We start from the raw sequence: 18982 nt of genomic DNA, 5'->3' as shown, positions 1-18982 counted from the left end.
ACAACGGTTTGCAAATTTCATATTTACAGAGCCTTCTCAGCCCCGTATTGACCTCATACCGGTAATGACATTGTTCAGATGCTGTGTATTATCGCCTTTCAGCGACGGACAAGCTCTCACCGATACAATTAAAGAATGCGACTCATATGATTCGCATGGAAAAAGCGAATCATTTATGCAGATTCGCGACAGAGTGACGCCGGTTAAGCACCGAACAATGCAGTTCTGAGCAGTTTTTGTTCAAATTATCTCTGTTTGGCGACCTTGTTCACGTATCTGCTATCCTCAGAAACCGCCAGGCGGGCGTCCTGAAGACTGACCGAAACCTTCAATAAGCGCTTCGGTTGCATCAGCCTTGCGAATTTCGCTCTGAATATCAATCAAACGCGCAAAAACCTCCGCTGACGCTTCAGTGGAAAGAGCCTCTTCAACGGCTCTTAGTTCCTTATGTAGTGTCCGTGCGCGCAGATGCAAGTGCATTGCCTGTTTGAGGGCTTCACGGGCATCATCTTCGGCTGCCAGCAGTGTTGCCGGCCACAAACGAGCGCGGCGTACGACCAGCTCAAGCTCTTCCAACAGTTCAGCAAAACCATTTTCACTGAGCGTTTTGCGCATGGCTTTGCCGTCTTCAGCCAGATGGCTGGCCATGACATCCAGGACCGCTGCATGCAAGGCTGTCAGTCCCGCATGGGTCAGCTCCAGCGTAGCCACAGTTTCAAAATTCTCATCGATCAGCGGCGGATGATTAATCAGCGTCAGCACAATCGTAGCCTCACGCAAACTAGGCGCTGACGAACCGCCTTTCACAATAGCCGACCGCGTCAGACTGTCAGAAGCCTTTGTGGATGCATTATTGCCAAATCCACCACCAAAGCTGCCGCTTTTACCGCGCTGCGGCTGGAAATTGCCCTTACCGCCAAAGCCGCCTGCCCGTTTATCGGCATTCTGCCGCCCCCATTTAGGACCGAAGAAGCTCTGCGATTTCTCGCGCATATGCTGGCTGTAATAATGTTTGACGCCTTCGTCTTTGATCCGCGCCACATGGGTGCGCATCCGTGCATCAAGTTCAGCACGCCGCTCAGGCGTTTCAAAATTACCGCCTGCAGTTTCCCGCATCCACAGCATTTCTGCCAGCGGCTTGGCATCCTGTAATACAGTTCTGAAAGCGGAAGCACCTTGCTCTTTGACCAGATCATCCGGATCCTTGCCGTCAGGCAGCAGTGCAAAAGCCAGCGATTTGCCCGGCTGCAAATTCGGCAAACCGGTATCGACCGCACGATATGCCGCGCGCAAACCGGCCTGGTCGCCGTCAAAGCACAAAACCGGCTCAGGGCTGATACGCCAAAGCAAAGCCATCTGCTCCTCGGTCAGCGCTGTACCAAGCGGCGCTACAACCTCGTTGAAACCGGCCTGCGCCAGTGCGATCACATCCATATAGCCTTCAACCGCAATCACAGGCTTGGCTTCTTCGCCATTTTGCGCCTGACAGGCACGACGCGCGCGCACCATATTGTAGAGCACACGACCTTTATGAAACAGTTCGGTTTCCGGCGAATTGAGATATTTCGCAGGCGCATCCGGTGACATTGCACGTCCGCCAAAGGCGATCACGCGATTGCGGCTGTCAGTAATCGGAAACATGATGCGGTCGCGGAAACGGTCATAAGACACCGCAATGCCCTCACCATGTACAACCATGCCGCAGGCTTCGATCTGCTCACGCGTTGCGCCTTTAGAGGCCAGATATTCCTTGAGAATATTGCGGCCTTCCGGCGCATAACCAATACGGAACTCAGCCTGCGTCTGCGCATTTAAGCCACGGTCGCGCAAATAAGATCGCGCTTTGGCACCAACCGATGCCTGCAACTGGTCTTCAAAAAACGCTGCGGCCAGTTCCATCACATCATAGAGCGTGCCGCGCTTTTCCTCGCGTCTCTGCTGCTCGGCATCCATAACCGGCATCGGCACACCTGCCATATCGGCAATACGTGCGACAGCTTCAGGAAAGCTCAGGCCTTCAAGCTCGGTAAGAAAACGGAAATGATCGCCCGTCACACCGCAGCCGAAACAATGATAGCGGCCTTTGCGATCCTCACAGTGAAAGCTCGGGCTTTTCTCACCATGAAAAGGGCAGCACGCCCAAAAATCCCCCTTGGACGCATTGGTTTTCTTGCGATCAAAACTCACGCGCGTCCCGATCACAGACGATATCGGAACGCGGTCGCGGATTTCATCAAGGAAGGACGGGGGGAAACGCATGCGCCTGTAAATTCTCTCTCAGTTCTCTTGCCAGAACAATACTGACTTCGGGGGACATAAGACCTTGCCCACTCATCTTAATAGCATGAAATACAGAAAAACACGCCTCAACAACGCATCTTTCCCCGATACTCACATGCCCGCTCCTGCGCAAGTGCAGTTCCTCCTATAAGCGGGCAGCACAGTTGTCATAATTATCGCTTATCATCTTATACAACGGGACAGCAATATTATCCTTCAACGCCTGAAAATGTAGGATTTTGATTTAGTCGGCTAACTGTCATAAATTTGTCATAAAAACTTTAAATACCATCTGTTAGAGGTAAAATCCCTCTTCCAAATTAAGCATAATGTGCCTAGATTGGTTAGCCAGTGCATGATTTTCGCACTGCATTTTATCCGTCCTGATCATTCCGCCAAATCACTGCAGTAATGCGGTGCGGGCGCGAACAGGAACGGAGCATCCGGAGACAATCCGGGGAACCACGAAGGATGAGCTAATCATCCGGTAATAAAAAAGGAATACGCATTTGAATGGTTCAGTCGTCCTCCTGCATCTTGCAGGGGCAGTCGCGTTGCTCTTATGGGCAACCCGTATGGTTCGGGCAGGCGTTGAAAGCGCCTATGGCGACCGTTTACGCCGACGACTGCGCAAATATATGCAAAAACCGCTTCTGGCGGTGAGTTTCGGTGTTTTACTGGCTGTATCCCTTCAAAGCTCCACGGCCGTCACTTTGCTGGTCGGCTCTTTTGTCGGCGCAGGCTTTGTCAGCGGTGTGGCCGGCCTTATGGCCGTGCGCGGCGGTGAGCTTGGCTCTGCCCTTGTCGTTAAAATCCTGAGCTATGACCTGACTTTGCTGGTGCCTTTGGCGCTTGTGGCAGGCACATTCATTTCTATGTCTTCCGAGCGCTTGTTCTGGCGACAGAATGGTAAAATTCTGGTCGGTATCGGCCTGCTTATTCTCTCGCTTGAACTCACCGGAGAGGCGACAACGCCATTGCGCGACAGTCAGCTGCTACCGGTAATTGTCAATTATCTGGCGAGCGATCCGGTCACCACCTATCTGCTTGCAGCGCTGATGACATGGCTGTTCCATTCATCAATTGCCGCCATCATCCTGCTCACATCTTTCGCTTCACGCGGCCTCATTCAGCCGGATCTGGCGGTGGTGATGGTGCTTGGCGTCAATCTTGGCTCTTCTATCATCGCCCCCCTGCTCACACGCAATGCCCCGCCGGAAACCCGCGTGGTACCGCTCGGCAATCTGCTGATGCGCGGCGCGGGCTCTCTCGTTATCCTGATCCTGTTTCTGTCCTTTAAGCCGCCGGTCGAGTTTCTCGGCTCCGATCCGGTCAGTCAGGTTGTGAATGCGCATATCCTGTTCAATACGATTATTCTGATTGCAGGTATCCCGCTGTCAGGGCTTGTGCTGCGCGCTACAGAAACACTGGTCAATCTTAAAGCCAAACCGGAAGCACCGGCAGAAACTGTTTTCACGCAGGAAATCAGCGCGCTGGATATAAGTGTGATCAACTCCCCGCCTCTGGCGCTCGGCAATGCGACCCGTGAAGTTGTGCGCACCTGTGAAACCGTTGACGTGATGCTGCGACGGATTATGGATCTTTATGAAAAACCGGATCAGGTCGGTATTAATGAACTGGCAAAACTGGATGACCGTCTGGATGCCCGTCATGCCGCAATCAAGCTTTATCTCGCGAAACTGGCGACCAAAAACCTGAGCGAAGATGAAGCTCTGCGTACGCAGGAATTGCTCGGCGCCTGCGTTAAACTGGAACAGGTCGGCGATATTATTGTGCGCAATATGCTTGCCCATGTGCAAAAGAAAATGGATCGCAAGCTGGAGTTCACAGAAGAAGGCTGGGACGAACTGACCGAATTCCACGCCATGGTCGTTTCCAATGCGCATCTGGCATTCAACGTACTGGTATCGCGTGACAGCTACACGGCACGCCAGCTCGTGCATGAAAAGGACCATCTGCGCGACATGGAAAAGCGTACCAGCGAAATGCATTTCCAGCGGCTGCGTGAAGGGACTGTACGCAGTGTTGAGACCAGCTCAATCCATCTGGATACAATCCGCGATCTCAAACAGATCAACTCGCTGCTTGCTTCCATGGCCTATCCGGTGCTGGAAGAAAAAGGCATGCTCGGCGGCACCCGCCTGAAAACCGCGACAGAAAGCTGAAATAAAAAAAAGCCCGCGATTAGCGCGGGCTTTTTCTTTATTCTCTCAGATCAGTTGCCGAGCAGTTCTTTCAGCACACCACTGGCCTTGGCAAAATCCATCTGGCCGGTATAGCGCTCTTTAAGAACAGCCATCACCTTACCCATATCGCGCAGACCTTCCGCGCCGATTTCGGCAATGGCAGCGGCGCTGTTAGCGCGGATTTCTTCATCGCTCAGCTGTTGTGGCAAAAACTCTTTAATAATAACAATTTCCGCACGTTCAGTTTCTGCCAGCTCAATACGATTGCCTTCTTCGTACATTTTGGCGGATTCTTCACGCTGCTTAATCATTTTGGCAAGAATTGCCAAAATTTCATCATCCGACACAGGATCTTTGCCTGCACCGCGATTGGCAATGTCGCGATCCTTCAGAGCAGCCATAATCAGGCGCAGCGTTGAAGCACGCATTTTTTCATGGGCTTTCATAGCCGTTGTCAGAGCTTGCGAAATTTCCTGACGCAGCATTTCTTATCTCCTTGGCAGGACAGCACTATATATTCATATCCGGCCTGTTAAATTTATAAAATCCGGTCAGAGCAAGGCGCGGTCAGTTGTCTTTTTATGAACACGCGCATGATGCAAATTTTACAGAAATCAGGGCATGCGCACAGAACAAAATAAAGGCGATACGCTCCTGAATGCAATAAAGCTGGCCGGAATAAGCAAATCAAAGGCCTTATAGCGCAATTTACCGTCTTGGCAAAACCATCCGCTTATTTTCTTCGCGCAGCCTCATTATTGCCTCTGCAATATACAAACAGAAGCCGCTCTTTCAGGCTGTTTTGATAAGCGCAAAGTACTGGCCGCCGCTTTTCCCGCGAAAATATCCGTCACAGCAATTGACCACAGGGCAAGATTTCTTTACATTATTAATCTTAGCAGAAGATTTTTTTCATTCTCGCGACGGAGCTTATTGTATCCGGCGCGTTTTTGCACATCTGGTGTTTATCATGCCGGGTTGCATCTGCACATATAACACATAGTTGCCGTTCAGATGGCCGACCACAAAGCCGGTTCCGGACGCGACATACTTAGAGCGCCGTGCGCCCTATTGGGCGCACAAAGGTCGCTCTAACACTTTAAAATTGGAGCATAATTTATCCTTAAACTGATTTAAGTTTAAGGTGTTATGCTCTAAACAGTACAGCGCGCAATTTTGATCAGGAGTGCCTCAATGACCGAAACCACACCCAAAACCGCACCCTGGACGACTTCCAAGCCAACAGCTGTTCTTGTTTTGGCGGATGGCACAGTGATCGAAGGCAAAGGTGTCGGCGCAGTCGGCGCGATTGAAGCGGAAGTCTGCTTTAACACCTCCCTCACCGGCTATCAGGAAGTTCTGACCGACCCGTCCTATGCAGGCCAGATCGTGACTTTCACATTCCCGCATATCGGCAATGTCGGCACCAATGAAGAAGACAGCGAGCGCCTTAATCCGGCCAGCCGCTCCGGTGCAGTCGGCACAATCATCAAGGCTGATATTACTGCCCCTTCAAACTACCGTGCGACACAGGATTTCGACAAGTGGCTGAAGCAGCACGGCATTATCGGCCTCAGTAATGTTGATACACGCGCACTGACTGCCCTGATCCGTGAAAAAGGTGCAGCCAATGCCGTGATTGCGCATGATCCGAGCGGCAATTTTGATATTCCGGCTCTGAAAAAACGCGCAGCAGCATGGGCTGGTCTCGTAGACCTCGACCTCGCTAAAGATGTTACTTCCGGCCAGTCATCTGTATGGACAGAAAAATCATGGGTCTGGAATGAAGGCTATGGCAGCCAGACAGAAGAACAGTTCCATGTCGTTGCGGTTGACTATGGTATCAAACGTAACATTCTGCGCCTGTTTGCAGATCTCGGCGGCAAGATCACGGTTGTTCCGGCCACTGCAAGCGCTGAAGATATTCTGGCGCACAATCCGGACGGCGTATTTCTGTCAAACGGCCCTGGTGATCCGGCGGCTACCGGTGAATATGCAGTACCAACCATCAAAAAACTGATTGAAACTGACATTCCGCTGTTTGGCATCTGCCTCGGCCACCAGATGCTGGCACTGGCAACAGGCGGCAAGACTGTGAAGATGCATCAGGGTCATCACGGCGGCAACCATCCGGTGAAAGACCACACAACCGGTAAAGTTGAAATTGTTTCGATGAACCACGGCTTTGCGGTGGATGCGGACAGCCTGCCGGAAGGCGTGGAAGAAACTCACATCTCGCTGTTTGACGGTACAAATTGCGGATTGCGGATTATCGGCAAACCGGTTTTCTCGGTACAGCACCATCCGGAAGCATCACCGGGCCCCGAAGACTCGTTTTACCTGTTCCGCCGCTTTATCAACCTGATCCGCGCACGCAAGGGTCAGGAGCCACTGCCGGAACGCGACGCGGCCTGAGATAAATACTCATAGACAAAATAAAAGGCCGGTGATTTTCACCGGCCTTTTTTTATTATTTTACTATCAAGCTCGAGGTCATATTCGGGATGATGACGTGGCGAAAATGGTGTTTTTTGAGAACCGGAACGGAGCGTACTTATAGTACGTGAGTACCGGAAGCGCAGAAAAGCGCCATTTGCAGACCGTCAGCGCCCGAATATATCAAATCGGGTTATTGAAAGTATCACAGGCGTCCACCTTCCCCGTATCGAAGCCGCGCTTGAACCATTTGGCACGCTGTTCAGAGGTACCGTGGTTGAAGCTTTCCGGTACGACATAGCCCTGCGAACGCTTCTGCAAAGTATCATCACCGATCTGATGGGCGGCATTCAGAGCCTCTTCGAGATCACCCTGCTCCAGTAGTCCCTTCTGCTCGGTGAATTTACCCCAGACACCGGCAAAGCAATCGGCCTGCAATTCCACGCGCACAGACATGGCGTTGGACTGTGCTTCACTCATGCTTTGGCGCATCTGGTTAAACTTCGGCAGAATACCGAGCAGGTTCTGCACATGATGACCGACTTCATGCGACAGCACATAGGCATGGGCAAAGTCACCGGAAGCGCCGAAACGCTTGTCCAGTTCACGGTAGAAACTCAGATCGATATAAACTTTCTGGTCGCCCGGGCAATAGAAAGGTCCCGAGGCAGCAGAAGCAAAACCGCAGGCGGATCTTACCTGACCATCAAACAACACCAAAACCGGCTTTTTATAGGTCTGACCGGCAGACTGAAAAATACCGCTCCAGACTTCTTCTGTTTCCTTCAAGACAACACGACTGAAACTGGCCGCTTCATCATCGGCACGCGGTGTGGAGGAACCAATATTAGAAGAGCTGCCGGACGTCTGTGTGCTCTGGATGGAACCGTCACCGAACAGGATAGGCAGCGGATTAATACCCGCCATCCACAAAACAAGTGCCATTACACCCAGAATAAGAATGCCGGAAAGACCGCCGCCGCGCACAACACGGAAACCCGGCCCGCCGAGTCCGCCACCGCCTCTCAGACCACCTCCGCCATTCCCACGGCGATCCTCAACATTGTCACTCTCTTCGCGACCTTGCCAGCGCATCAGCGCTCTCCTTATTTTACATAATTCTGTGGTAGCTATAATAAAACGGAAATGCTTTGCCCGCTACTCTGTGCTCTGTCTATTTAGCAAAGATAAAACACAGGACATTTCAAAACAGGCTGACAACCGGTCAAATTTCAATAAGAATTGTTATAAACGCATATTTTCTCCCAAATAACGTATTTAAGGGGTTACTTTCCGCGGATTGATTACCTATAAGACACGCTTAGCCCAGACGCATCATATAGCCTCTGAACCCGACGGTCTTACCGTTCGGGCTTTTGTCGCAGAGCCAAATAAGCGCTAAACACAGGATGAGACCATGCCAAAACGCACAGACATCAAATCGATTCTGATTATCGGAGCGGGACCAATTGTTATCGGTCAGGCATGTGAATTTGACTATTCAGGCACGCAGGCCTGTAAAGCCCTGAAAGAAGAAGGGTACCGGATCATTCTGGTGAATTCCAATCCTGCCACGATCATGACAGACCCTGATCTGGCGGATGCTACATATATTGAGCCGATCACACCGGAAGTTGTTGCCAAGATCATCGCCAAAGAGCGTCCTGATGCGCTGCTGCCAACCATGGGCGGCCAGACAGCGCTGAATACAGCGCTGTCGCTGAAACGCATGGGTGTTCTCGACCGCTACAATGTGGAAATGATCGGCGCCGACGCCAAAGCCATTGATAAAGCCGAAGACCGCGCGCTGTTCCGCGAGGCTATGGCTAAAATCGGTCTCGAAACGCCAAAATCTATGCTGGCCAATGCCACGGATGTAAAAGATGAAGACCGCAAGGCTCATAAGGTCAAACGTGAAGAGCTGAAAGCCAAACTTTCCGGCGACGATCTCGACAAAGCGCTCGACAAGCTGGAAACCGAATGGCAGCTCGGCGAAACTGATCGCAAGCAGCGCTATATGACCCATGCTATGGCTATGGCAGCACAGGCACTTGACCATGTTGGTCTGCCGGCAATTATCCGCCCGAGCTTCACCCTTGGCGGCACCGGCGGCGGCATTGCCTATAACCGCTCCGAATTCTTTGAAATCGTAGAAGGCGGCCTTGATGCTTCGCCAACCACCGAAGTACTGATCGAAGAATCCGTACTCGGCTGGAAAGAATATGAAATGGAAGTTGTGCGCGATAAAGCGGACAACTGCATCATTATCTGCTCGATCGAAAATATCGACCCGATGGGCGTTCATACCGGCGACAGTATCACTGTTGCCCCTGCCCTGACGCTGACTGATAAAGAATATCAGATCATGCGCGATGCTTCAATTGCAGTTCTGCGTGAAATCGGCGTTGAAACCGGCGGCTCGAACGTGCAGTTCGCGGTTAATCCTGAAAACGGTCGCCTGATCGTTATTGAAATGAACCCGCGCGTATCGCGCTCGTCCGCTCTGGCCTCCAAGGCAACCGGCTTCCCGATTGCTAAAGTTGCTGCCAAGCTGGCTGTCGGCTACACCATGGATGAGCTGGAAAACGATATTACCGGCGGTGCAACGCCTGCTTCGTTTGAACCAAGCATTGACTATGTCGTCACCAAAATCCCGCGTTTTGCTTTCGAGAAATTCCCGGGCGCCAACAATGTTCTGACCACTGCGATGAAGTCGGTCGGTGAAGTTATGGCCATCGGCCGTACTTTCCAGGAAAGCCTGCAGAAAGCCCTGCGCGGTCTTGAAACCGGCCTGACCGGTCTTGATGAAATCACCATTCCGAACATCGAAGACGGCGATGAGAAAAGTGCAATCCGCGCTGCGATTGGTACACCAACACAGGATCGTCTGCGTATGGTTGCGCAGGCTATGCGCCTTGGCATGCCGCTGGATGAAATTCACGCGGCATGTAAGATCGATCCTTGGTTCCTTAAGCAGATGGCTGAAATCGTGGCGACCGAAGAGCGTGTGCGCGAACACGGCCTGCCGCAGGATGCCGAAAATATGCGCCATCTGAAAGCCATGGGCTTCTCGGACAGCCGTCTTGCCGGTCTTATCCGCAAAGATGCTAAGGATGTTGCCAAGCATCGTGCAGATTTGAGCGTGCATCCGGTTTTCAAACGCATTGATACCTGCGCTGCGGAATTCGCATCACCAACCGCCTATATGTACTCAACCTATGAAACACCGTTTGCAGCAGGCGATGCCTGTGAAGCCGGTGTGTCCGATCGCAAAAAGGTTGTTATTCTCGGCGGCGGCCCGAACCGTATCGGTCAGGGTATCGAGTTTGACTATTGCTGCTGCCATGCAGCCTTCGCGCTGAGCGATGCTGGCTATGAAGCAATCATGATCAACTGTAATCCGGAAACTGTTTCGACAGACTATGATACTTCAGACCGTCTGTATTTCGAACCGCTGACCGATGAAGATGTGATCGAAATTCTGCGTAAAGAGCAGGAAAAAGGCACCTTGCACGGCGTGATCGTACAGTTCGGCGGTCAGACCCCGCTGAAACTCGCCAATGCACTGGAAAAAGCCAATATTCCGATCCTCGGCACCTCACCGGATGCTATCGATCTGGCGGAAGACCGTGACCGCTTCCAGAAACTTCTGATCAAGCTCGGCCTCAACCAACCGAAGAACGGCATTGCCTATTCTGTTGAGCAGGCTCGTCTTATTGCCGGCGACCTCGGCTTCCCGCTGGTTGTTCGCCCGTCTTATGTTCTGGGTGGCCGCGCCATGCAGATCATTCATGACGAGCGTATGCTGCAGAAATATCTGCTGGAAACCGTGCCTGAACTGGTAACCGAAGATATTAAAGCCAAATATCCGAACGACAAAACCGGCCAGATCAACACGCTGCTGGGCAAAAACCCGCTGCTGTTTGATACCTATCTGACCGATGCAATCGAAGTGGATGTGGACTGCCTCTGCGACGGTCAAGATGCTTATGTTGCCGGTATCATGGAACATATTGAAGAAGCCGGTATTCACTCCGGTGACTCAGCCTGTTCCCTGCCGGTTCATACCTTGAGCGATGAAATCGTTGCTGAACTCGAACGCCAGACCATTGCTATGGCCAAGGCGCTCAATGTCGGTGGTCTGATGAACGTGCAATATGCGATCAAAGACAATGTGATCTATGTGCTTGAGGTCAACCCGCGTGCATCGCGTACCGTACCTTTCGTTGCTAAAACCAACGGCACACCTATTGCCAAAGTTGCAGCACGTATTATGGCCGGTGAAAGCCTTGAACAGGCACTGGCAGCCTATGGCGGCAAGCCGGATGTGAAAGCACAGCGTCATATCGCCGTTAAAGAAGCCGTGTTCCCGTTCGCACGCTTCCCGGGCGTAGACACCCTGCTCGGCCCTGAAATGCGCTCGACCGGTGAGGTCATGGGGCTCGACTATGATTACCCGCTGGCTTTCGCAAAAGCACAGCTCGGCGCCGGTGTTGACCTGCCACGTGACGGTACACTCTTCGTGTCCGTTCGTGATCAGGACAAAGCACGTATCGTCTCGGCGGTTAAACGTCTTGCTGATCAGGGCTTCAAGGTTCTGGCAACCGGCGGAACACAGCGCTATCTGGCTGAACAGGGCATTGAAGCTGCCAAGATCAACAAGGTGCAAGAAGGCCGCCCGCATATTGAAGATGCCATCCGCAACCGTCAGGTGCATATTGTCTTCAACACTACAGACAGTGTCAGCGCGGTTTCCGACAGCAAGTCGATCCGCCGTGCAACCCTGATGCACAAACTGCCATATTACACCACATTGGCTGGTGCAGAGGCAGTTTCTGAAGCGATTGCCGCACTCAAGGCCGGATCACTGGAAGTTCGTCCATTGCAGGATTACTTCAAGAAAGACTAATAAGCACACTTATCATCAAGCAAAAGGCAGCCTTACAAGGCTGCCTTTTGTGTTTTCAGCACTGTAATGCCTGTTTCAGATGCCGCGCGACCTTGTGTCGATCTATTCAGAGATACTTTTCGGAGAGTGGTAATTTGCAGAAATATTCTCACGTCCTAAGCATGTTTCCCGGAGATTTATTCTCCGTCCATGTGCGATTTCCTGAGAAGCCGCCTTGTATTGGTCGAAAATGTCGCATATGTTGAGTTCATCGAATTTTCGGTCGAGTGATTTTGCGGCCCGCACGGCAACGCCTTGCTTCTCATGATCTTCCATCAACAACTTCGATCCACCGGGAACGCCTGCAAGGCGAACCTGAATTTACTATGAACTTGAAGGAATTTCCCATGGCTACGGGAACAGTTAAGTGGTTCAACACGACCAAGGGTTTCGGTTTTATTCAGCCTGATCAGGGCGGCACAGACGTGTTCGTTCATATCTCCGCTGTACAGCGCGCTGGCCTGGCTCAGCTCGATGAAGGCCAGAAAGTTACCTATGAAATCGTGCAGGATCGCCGCTCTGGTCGTTCATCTGCCGACAACCTCGTTGCAATGTAATTTGCGACAAGGTTAAGAGCTGCAAATCTCCAGCAGATTTCATGCGGCTCAGGGTTGAGATACAGGGCGTTCTGGTCACACTGACTGACAATCTGGGATCGAATAAAAGGCGGGTTTACCCGCCTTTTCTTTTTTCTTCACATTCAAAATATAAAACACCGCAATTACACCGCGGTACAAAAGCTTTCCTTGCACTTTGCCTGTGATTGCGACATAAAGCTGTAGCCTCTGACTGAACAGTCCGGCTCTATATCAGCGTTGCTCCCCACCGGCATAAACAGCCTCAAAACTGTCAACTCTCCGGATATCACATGCGACCAGATCAATCTGTGCTCGCGAAGGGCTTAACAACGTCGCTATAGCGGCTGCTCAGCACCGGCAGCAACGCTTAAACACACGCGGTTGAGGAGATTGCGCTGTGTCTTAGGTTTTCTTTTATCCTCCGGCTCATCAGCCGGATCGCCAGTTCCATTCAGGAGTAATGATCATGGCATTCCTCGCCGACGCACTGTCCCGCGTAAAACCATCTGCCACAATTGCTGTCAGCCAGAAAGCACGTGAGCTGAAAGCTAAGGGCAAAGATGTTATCAGCCTTGGTGCAGGCGAGCCGGATTTTGATACCCCTGATAATATTAAACAGGCAGCCATCGACGCGATCACCCGCGGCGAAACCAAATATACCCCTGTCTCCGGTATTCCTGAACTGCGCAAGGCCATTGCTGCGAAGTTCAAGCGTGAAAACGATCTGGATTACACATGGGAGCAAACCATTGTCGGCACCGGCGGCAAGCAGATCCTGTTTAACGCATTGATGGCAACCCTCAATCCGGGTGATGAAGTTATCATCCCTGCGCCTTACTGGGTGAGCTATCCGGAAATCGTTGCCCTGTGCGGCGCAACACCGGTGACTGTTGAAACCACAATGGACAACCAGTTCAAGCTGCAGGCTGCGGATCTGGAAGCTGCGATCACGCCAAAAACCAAATGGCTGATCCTCAACATGCCTTCCAATCCGACAGGTGCCGCTTATTCTGAAAGCGAAATCAAAGCACTGACCGATGTGCTGCTGCGTCATCCGCAGGTCTGGATTCTGACCGACGATATGTATGAGCATCTCGTTTACGGCGAATTCAAATTCATGACCCCTGCGCAGGTTGAGCCAAAGCTCTATGACCGCACACTGACCATGAACGGCGTCTCCAAAGCCTATGCCATGACCGGCTGGCGCATTGGCTATGCAGCGGGCCCGCTGCAGCTGATCAAAGCCATGGATATGGTTCAGGGTCAGCAGACCTCCGGCGCCTCCTCCATTGCACAATGGGCAGCTGTTGAAGCTCTTAACGGTCCACAGGATTTCATCGAAAAGAACAAGGCAATCTTTCAGGGACGCCGCGATCTCGTTGTCTCCATGCTCAATCAGGCCAAGGGCATCACCTGCCCGACACCGGAAGGCGCATTCTACGTCTATCCGTCCTGTGCAGGTCTCATCGGCAAAACCGCACCTTCGGGCAAGGTTATCGAAACCGACGAAGATTTCGTATCCGAACTGCTGGAAGCAGAAGGCGTTGCGGTTGTTCATGGTTCAGCTTTTGGCCTTGGACCAAACTTCCGTATTTCCTATGCGACTTCCGAAGCTCTGCTGGAAGAAGCCTGCATCCGCATTCAGCGTTTCTGCTCTTCCCTGCGTTAATCCGCACGAGAGCGCATTGCGAAAAATGTAAAGCAGTTTTCGGGATAAAATGCGCGGCAAGCAAAATGATAGAGCGGTTCCAGTGTTTCAGTCATAACCGGAACCGCTTTATCGCCAAAACCATAGAAACTCCCGACCGGTCTACCGTTCGGGAGTTTCTCATTTAAGCAGCTTGACGATACGGGCGCAGTTTCATGGCGACATAATAAACGCCGCCGCCAATCAACACGCCGAAGAACCAGCCATAGATCGACCACCAGTCCGGCAGGAGATTGGTCAGCATCGGTAAAATACTAGAGAACAGCGAACCGATTGCCGTTGCAATCAGCGCATTGATATTCCAGCCATTCGTAAAGCGATATTCTCCGTTTTCCCGATACAAGGCTTCAACATTCACCTCCCCCTTCGCGATCAGATAATAATCCACGAGGATGATACCGAAGAGCGGCCCCATGGTTGCGCCGATCGCATTGACGAAAGTTGCCGCATTACCCTCCCACGGTGCAAAGGGATAAAGAAACAGTGCTATCAAAGCCGCAATATAACCACCCTTTTTAAAGTCAATATAACGCGGCAAAGCGTTGGAAAAATCAAAAGCCGGTGACACAAAATTGGCGACCACATTGATCCCCAGTGTTGCAACTGCAAAAGTCAACGCAGCAAGCAAAGCCAGAAACCAGCTGTCAAACTTTGCTGAAATCTGCTCCGGATGCAGCAATACCTCACCATAGACATTGAATGCTGCAATCGTAGTGATACCGGCCACCAGAGAAAACAGCATCAGATTGACCGGCAATCCCCAGAGATTGCCTTTCAGCAAAGTTTTTTTATCCGGTGTATAGCGGGAGAAGTCACAGAAATTTAAGTAAAGTGCCGCGAAATAGGTCACCCATGTTGCGGCCACAGCCATCAGCGCCCAGAAGGTTCCGGGCTCACCCGGCACACCTGCATCCTTGGTAGCAGTCAGCAATACATCCTGCGGAATGCCGTGATCAAAGGAAAAACCACCGGCCTTAATAACCAGCCCGACAGCCAGCACCAGCATCGCAATCCAGACTGCAGGCCCGGCCCAATCCTGAAACTTGCGTACAGTCTCCATGCCGTTCTGAATAATCAGCAGCTGCAAAGCCCAGACAATCAGAAAACATATCGTGGAAAGCGTACTGTGTCCCAGAAAGAATGACGTCTGGTGAAATTCCAGCAGGCTTTCATTGCGGATCAGCAAAGCCACAATTGCGCTGGAAGCTGCTGCCGTTTGCGCACCATACCAGAAACAAGCCACAACCGCCCGTACCAGCGCCGGCAGGTTAGCACCCCAGATACCAAAAGATGCACGCGCAAGTACCGGATAAGGCACACCGGTTTTAACACCTGCATAGCCTACAAGATTCATCAAAAAGAAGATGATAAGCGATCCCGCACCAATGGCGACAACAAAATTAACAAAGCCTCCGCATAGCAAAAACAAGCTTGCAGCAAGGTAATAACCCCACAGGCTGTGAACATCCGAGGTCCAGACGTTAAATATACTGAAGGCACCCCAGTTGCGCTTTTGCGCAGGTGCCAAATCTTCATTATATAAATTAGGCGAAGCATCAGTGATGCGCATTTCATAGCCTCCCGACAGATCAGGGATGACTTAGCCAAATATAAGAAACACATTCTCCGGCACGCAAAACAACACATCCGGCAAGCGAATGCAGTACCAATCTCCGGCTATCTCCCCTCAATTATGCATTATGTTTTATTATATAAATGATGCGCTCCATTGAACGGAGCGATATGCAATTACCTATAACGGGTATCTCACGCCTAAACACGGCGCCATTTCTGTATAAAAAATTTCAGAATGTATTACCTGACACAGCACCGGTCCCCTCACTCATACCGGCAAGAATGCAGACAGCAAAGACATACACTCTGCCGACCATAGAAGCGGGAATAAATCCGAAAGTCCAGAAGAATTATCCGGCAGGCATCATGTCAGAAAGATCTGCATTATGTGATACTTAAACAGTTTTCCGTCAACGAAAACTCTTTTGAAAACTGCTCAGGATTTTGAACAAAAAAAAGCCGGACATAAGCCCGGCTTGGAATTTTGAAGGCGTCATATGGACAAGCCTTCAGAGGGGAACACTTAGGATGCGCAATGGGAGGAGGAGACGCATCACTAAGATGAGTTGTATATGCTCCTTTAAGCCTGATTTCACAACTCCCGATATTGCAAGGCAGCCATGCATTTTCAGATAGCTCAGCATCTTGAAACCGTTTTTTCTGCACAGACGGGCATTAAACAACAAAAAAGCCGGTAAAACCGGCTCTTTTAACGTCAATTGGTCTGTTTCAGAAGGACCAGTTTCTCGCTTTGGAGAAAATGAAATCGCGGAAAACATGCAGCTTGGCCGCATTTTTCAGCGCTTCCGGATAGCAGAAGAATGTATCAAAGGAAGGAATCTCTCCCAAAGCCGGCAACAGACGCACCAATCCAGATGTTTTATCGACCATATAATCCGGCAAAACCCCGATCCCGACACCGCTGAGAACCGCGCGGCGGATGGAAAGCAGATTATTAACCTGCAAAGTCGGAATACGTGCACCGCCATCAGTGCGGCCTGCTGTTTCCAGCCAGTTCAGCCCTGTCAGATAGGACGGTGCAGATTCACCGAAGGTTACAATGCGATGCTCATCAAGCTCTTCAATAGCACTGAGCTTGCCATATTTGGCAATATAGCCTTCAGATGCATAAACATGCATATGCACGGTAAACATGCGACGCTGGATGAGATCCGGCTGCTGCGGCTGACGTAAACGTAAAGCACAATCCGCATGACGCATGGTCAGATCCAGCTCTTCATCATCCAGAATGAGCTGCACCTGCACATCCGGATAGAGATCGGCAAATTCTTCCATCCGCTCGATCAGCCAGCCGGAACCAAGCCCGACCGTTGTCGTCACACGCAGGCGACCGGAAGGTTTTTCACGGTTTTCATTGAGTTTGGAACGGACATTTTCCAGCTTCATCAGCACGTCATGAGCTGTGCGATACAAAACTTCGCCCTGTTCAGTCAGAATAAGGCCACGCGCATGACGATAGAACAGCGCCACACCGACATCCTGCTCAAGCGCGCTGACTTGGCGTGAAATCGCAGATTGCGACAAATGCAATGTTTGCGCCGCATGGGTAAACGAGCCGGCCTCAGCAGCGGCATGAAAAATGCGTAGCTTATCCCAGTCAAGTGGTGCCACCACACTATCCCCTTTTCATGCAATGCCCGCCTTTATAGCAACGGACATTGCTTTGCATCCTCCGGCACAATGCGGTTCATCCGCTATGCACTTCCCATTTCAACTTCACACCGATATCCGACAGTAAATCAGAATCAGCTTATAACTGCCACAAGACAAAGAACTAAATTTTGTGGCAACTTTAAAGAGCCTGAGCATTTTCAACAAAAACGAAAACCGGTTTTGCAAAGAAAATGCAGCAGAAACAAAGAAGCAGAGCGGTTTTACGATTCAGGGTCATTAAAAACCGCTCTGCAGTGCAGAATTATCAGGTGCCGACTGTTCAAACCACGAACTTAACCGCTCAGGCTTCCGGCTGTGCCGCCAGCCAGCGTTCAGCTTCAAGTGCAGCCATACAACCCATGCCTGCCGCGGTTACAGCCTGACGGAAAATATCATCCGTCACGTCACCGGCGGCAAATACACCTTCAATGCTTGTCGCGGTTGAATCCGGTGCTGTCCACAAATAACCGCTATCCTTCATCTTCAGCTGATCTTTGAACAGAGATACTGCCGGTGCGTGACCGATTGCGACAAATACACCATCAGTTTTCACCTCGGTGATCGCACCGCTCACCGTATCTTTGAGTCTTGCGCCGGTTACAACCGGCCCCATAGGCGGATTGGCGGGATTACCGGTGATTTCCTCAACCGCGTGATTCCAGATGATTTTTACATTTTCGCGTTTCAGCAGACGTTCCTGCAGAATTTTCTCGGCACGGAAACTGTCACGGCGATGCACAACAGTGACTGATTTAGCGATATGCGAAAGATACAGTGCTTCTTCGACAGCAGTATTACCGCCGCCGACAACAATCACATCCTTGCCGCGATAGAAGAAACCGTCACAGGTTGCACAGGCAGACACACCGCCGCCCATGAAATGCTGTTCGCTTTCGAGACCGAGCCATTTGGCCTGCGCACCGGTCGCAATAATCACAACATCGCTGGTAAACACTGCGCCACTATCGGTTTTCGCTGTGAACGGGCGCTTCGACAGGTCAACTTCCGACACCAGATCATAGACAATTTCAGCGCCGACATTTTCAGCCTGTTTGGCCATTTGTTCCATCATCCACGGCCCCTGCACGGTTTCTGCATAGCCCGGATAATTCTCAACATCGGTGGTAATCATCAGCTGACCGCCCTGCTCCAGACCGGTAATGATAACCGGTTTCAGCATGGCACGAGCCGCATAAATAGCTGCCGTATAACCGGCAGGTCCTGAACCGATAATGAGGACAGGAACATGGCGCTGTGTCATAGACTTTTCTCTTTCCGCGTAACTTCATTGCCGCGCATTACAGAATGCAATCCGTATTGCGCCCAGATAGTGTGAAACTAGGTTTCGCAGTCTCCGATTACAAGCTGAAGCGGGGCTTAATCACAGGCAAGTTTATCTATAGGCCAGAAAACCGCGCTTGTGTTTCTGAGAAGTCACAAATCGGCTTTTGTGCCAGCCCCCCATAGGAAATACATAAAAATTTTGCTAGATTCCTATAATATTCCTATAGAGTTACCAACCCCGTGCTGCTTTACGCATAACAGGCGGTCCTGCTGACGGGAAAAGTTATTACAG

General features: G+C 51.2%; 11 protein-coding genes. 5 read left to right on the top strand and 6 right to left on the bottom strand.

The window, feature by feature from the left end; all coding sequences use genetic code 11:
- Positions 1-285: 285 nt before the first annotated feature.
- Positions 286-2259, bottom strand: coding sequence for a DNA primase (dnaG, locus tag HBA93_RS10780; protein ID WP_122093823.1), 1974 nt, complete (start codon positions 2257-2259; stop codon positions 286-288).
- Positions 2260-2789: 530 nt separating this feature from the next.
- Here dnaG and HBA93_RS10775 point away from each other — a divergent pair.
- Positions 2790-4466, top strand: coding sequence for a Na/Pi cotransporter family protein (locus HBA93_RS10775; RefSeq protein WP_221723268.1), 1677 nt, complete (start codon positions 2790-2792; stop codon positions 4464-4466).
- Between the two features lie 50 nt (positions 4467-4516).
- Here HBA93_RS10775 and HBA93_RS10770 read toward each other — a convergent pair whose 3' ends face one another.
- Positions 4517-4972 carry a GatB/YqeY domain-containing protein gene (locus HBA93_RS10770; RefSeq protein ID WP_121991492.1) on the bottom strand — a complete coding sequence of 152 codons (456 nt, stop codon included), beginning with the start codon at positions 4970-4972 and terminating at the stop codon, positions 4517-4519.
- A gap of 709 nt (positions 4973-5681) precedes the next feature.
- Here HBA93_RS10770 and carA point away from each other — a divergent pair.
- Positions 5682-6902: a glutamine-hydrolyzing carbamoyl-phosphate synthase small subunit gene (gene carA, locus HBA93_RS10765; protein ID WP_121991493.1), complete on the top strand. Its 1221-nt coding sequence runs from the start codon at positions 5682-5684 to the stop codon at positions 6900-6902.
- 204 nt (positions 6903-7106) lie between these two features.
- Here the strand turns inward: carA and ypfJ are convergent, their stop codons facing one another.
- Positions 7107-8018, bottom strand: a complete 912-nt coding sequence (ypfJ, locus tag HBA93_RS10760) for a KPN_02809 family neutral zinc metallopeptidase (protein WP_121991494.1) — start codon at positions 8016-8018, stop codon at positions 7107-7109.
- A gap of 322 nt (positions 8019-8340) precedes the next feature.
- On the opposite strand from ypfJ, the gene carB reads away from it, so the two are divergent.
- The 3 genes from carB (at position 8341) to HBA93_RS10745 (ending at position 14118) form a co-directional block, all read left to right on the top strand.
- On the top strand, positions 8341-11832 hold the full coding sequence (gene carB, locus HBA93_RS10755) for a carbamoyl-phosphate synthase large subunit (RefSeq protein WP_221723267.1): 3492 nt from the start codon (positions 8341-8343) through the stop codon (positions 11830-11832).
- 386 nt (positions 11833-12218) lie between these two features.
- The gene (locus tag HBA93_RS10750) at positions 12219-12428 is read left to right on the top strand and encodes a cold-shock protein (protein ID WP_022711712.1); all 210 of its coding nucleotides are present in this window, start codon (positions 12219-12221) and stop codon (positions 12426-12428) included.
- A 487-nt stretch (positions 12429-12915) separates the two neighbouring features.
- Positions 12916-14118, top strand: coding sequence for a pyridoxal phosphate-dependent aminotransferase (locus HBA93_RS10745; RefSeq protein WP_121991497.1), 1203 nt, complete (start codon positions 12916-12918; stop codon positions 14116-14118).
- A gap of 163 nt (positions 14119-14281) precedes the next feature.
- Here HBA93_RS10745 and HBA93_RS10740 read toward each other — a convergent pair whose 3' ends face one another.
- The 3 genes from HBA93_RS10740 to trxB form a co-directional block, all read right to left on the bottom strand.
- A complete protein-coding gene (locus HBA93_RS10740; RefSeq protein ID WP_122093829.1) occupies positions 14282-15727 on the bottom strand; it encodes an NCS1 family nucleobase:cation symporter-1 in 1446 nt (481 codons plus the stop codon).
- 734 nt (positions 15728-16461) lie between these two features.
- Positions 16462-17367: a LysR family transcriptional regulator gene (locus HBA93_RS10735; RefSeq protein WP_221723266.1), complete on the bottom strand. Its 906-nt coding sequence runs from the start codon at positions 17365-17367 to the stop codon at positions 16462-16464.
- 340 nt (positions 17368-17707) lie between these two features.
- Positions 17708-18667, bottom strand: a complete 960-nt coding sequence (gene trxB, locus HBA93_RS10730) for a thioredoxin-disulfide reductase (RefSeq protein ID WP_116087810.1) — start codon at positions 18665-18667, stop codon at positions 17708-17710.
- Positions 18668-18982: the final 315 nt, after the last annotated feature.

The organism is Ochrobactrum sp. SFR4, from assembly GCF_019730395.1.
GTDB lineage: Bacteria > Pseudomonadota > Alphaproteobacteria > Rhizobiales > Rhizobiaceae > Pseudochrobactrum.
Note: the sequence above shows the minus strand (reverse complement) of the source record. Positions and strands in the feature narration are given on the sequence as shown.

Bases quoted from the DNA above. Each gene is read 5' to 3' on its own strand.
- dnaG (WP_122093823.1), bottom strand. From the start codon at position 2,259: ATGCGTTTCCCCCCGTCCTTCCTTGATGAAATCCGCGACCGCGTTCCG.
- HBA93_RS10770 (WP_121991492.1), bottom strand. From the start codon at position 4,972: ATGCTGCGTCAGGAAATTTCGCAAGCTCTGACAACGGCTATGAAAGCC.
- carA (WP_121991493.1), top strand. From the start codon at position 5,682: ATGACCGAAACCACACCCAAAACCGCACCCTGGACGACTTCCAAGCCA.
- ypfJ (WP_121991494.1), bottom strand. From the start codon at position 8,018: ATGCGCTGGCAAGGTCGCGAAGAGAGTGACAATGTTGAGGATCGCCGT.
- carB (WP_221723267.1), top strand. From the start codon at position 8,341: ATGCCAAAACGCACAGACATCAAATCGATTCTGATTATCGGAGCGGGA.
- HBA93_RS10750 (WP_022711712.1), top strand. From the start codon at position 12,219: ATGGCTACGGGAACAGTTAAGTGGTTCAACACGACCAAGGGTTTCGGT.
- HBA93_RS10745 (WP_121991497.1), top strand. From the start codon at position 12,916: ATGGCATTCCTCGCCGACGCACTGTCCCGCGTAAAACCATCTGCCACA.
- HBA93_RS10740 (WP_122093829.1), bottom strand. From the start codon at position 15,727: ATGCGCATCACTGATGCTTCGCCTAATTTATATAATGAAGATTTGGCA.
- trxB (WP_116087810.1), bottom strand. From the start codon at position 18,667: ATGACACAGCGCCATGTTCCTGTCCTCATTATCGGTTCAGGACCTGCC.